The following is a 1,577-nucleotide window of genomic DNA, read 5'->3' on the forward strand; positions in this document are numbered from 1 at the left end:
ATTGGCTCTGACGCAAGTTTGGTGCAGCGCCGACTATTCTGCGCCGATCAACCTGGCTTGAAGCAGATCGATTTTGCCGCGGCCGTACATTTGACGTCTGACGAGCTTGAGGCGCGTGATCTGACCTTCAGTCTGGCCGTTGGACCATGGTGAGATGATTGCCGTCCGTACCGCCGCCCCGTCCTTCGCAACGCCGTTTGCGAACGAGGCGACGAGACTGGCGCGGGCGCGCTCGATCCATGGGATGAGGCTCACCTCCGTCTTGCGCCGGATCATCAGGTGGAATTCGGCGATGATCTCGCGAGCCTCGACCAGGGTTGGTACGCCAGCTTCGATTGCCACGACCATGACGGTCTCCGCTTTCGTGAGCAGGTCCCGCCCGATTGTCATGAGGCGCGCGATTGTTCTGGCCGAGGGAATCCGCTGGAGGTTCTGCGCATCAGCCTTTTCGGCCCGTCGTCTGCGGGTTGCCCACTCGCTGACGACGCGGAGCGAGCCGCGGAAGCCCCGCTCCTTTAGGCGGCGCCAAAGATCAGCCCCGTTGCGACGGCCGGACGCCCACTGATCATTGAGCCATGGCAAATGCAGATCCAACGAACTTTGACGGGTCCGGAAGACATCAGTCCGCTCGCCGCGGATCACCTGCCGTACCAGCTTCCTGCTATGGCCAGTCTGTCGCACGATCTGCTTGATGGGTATGCCGTTCTTCGACAGAGCCAGGATGGCCGCGTTTGTCTCCTCGCGGCGCAAGTAGCCCTCATACTGGAGACGTTCGGCTGCTGTCAGCAGCTGGGGATCGATCGTTGTCGCACCGATGACGGTGCGAATCTGACGCATTGATTTGCGGACGGCGTCAAGGAAGGCACGACTGGCATTCTCCATCAGATGCCAGCGGTCGGCGACCTGCACCGCGTGCGGCAAGGCTTTGGCTGCCGCTTCGCCATAGCCACCGCCACGATCGCGGGCGACGATTGCGATCGTGGGATGCGCGGCGAGCCAGGCTTGGGCGGTCGCAGGCTCGCGGTCCGGCAGCAGGGTGACCACGCGGCGCCTTTCCAGGTTGCAGATGATGCTGGCGTATCGGTGATTGCGCCGCCAGGCCCAGTCATCGATACCGATAACCTTGAGCGGATCGGTCGGCGGACGGCTGCGGCGTCGGACCATGCGCAAAAGCGTGTCCCTGCTCACCGGCAACATCAGCCGTTTTGCGAAGCCTGCCGCCGGTCGACCGCCAAGCACCAGACCAAGGTGATGGACGATAGAGTCCAGCCTCGCCGTGCGTCGTGCCGATCGAGCCAATATCTCGTCGGCGAAACGCTCCGTGAAGATCTGGCGTCCGCACAGGACGGCATCGCAGCGGAACCGGCGAGCGATCACCAGGAGCTCTACAACCCGCCCGGACAGCGGCAGATCGGTCACGCGTCGCCGATACCGGCTATGAATACGCCGCGAAACCGTCCCGCACGATGGACACAAGCCAATACTTCTGGATGCCCGGACCGCAATGACGGCCTTGTCACCCTCGTAGCACGCACTCTCTACAACAAACCCACGCGGCACCAGACTGGAGCGGTGGA

At 63.0% G+C, this 1,577-nt stretch carries 1 protein-coding gene; it reads right to left on the reverse strand.

Features of this window, described 5'->3' with window-relative positions; translation table 11 throughout:
- Nucleotides 1-33 precede the first annotated feature (33 nt).
- Nucleotides 34-1,563: an ISL3 family transposase gene (locus tag ACM43_RS09680; protein ID WP_271539862.1), complete on the reverse strand. Its 1,530-nt coding sequence runs from the start codon at nt 1,561-1,563 to the stop codon at nt 34-36.
- Nucleotides 1,564-1,577: the final 14 nt, after the last annotated feature.

The sequence above is a fragment of the Bradyrhizobium sp. CCBAU 45321 genome, assembly GCF_028128975.1.
GTDB lineage: Bacteria > Pseudomonadota > Alphaproteobacteria > Rhizobiales > Xanthobacteraceae > Bradyrhizobium > Bradyrhizobium yuanmingense.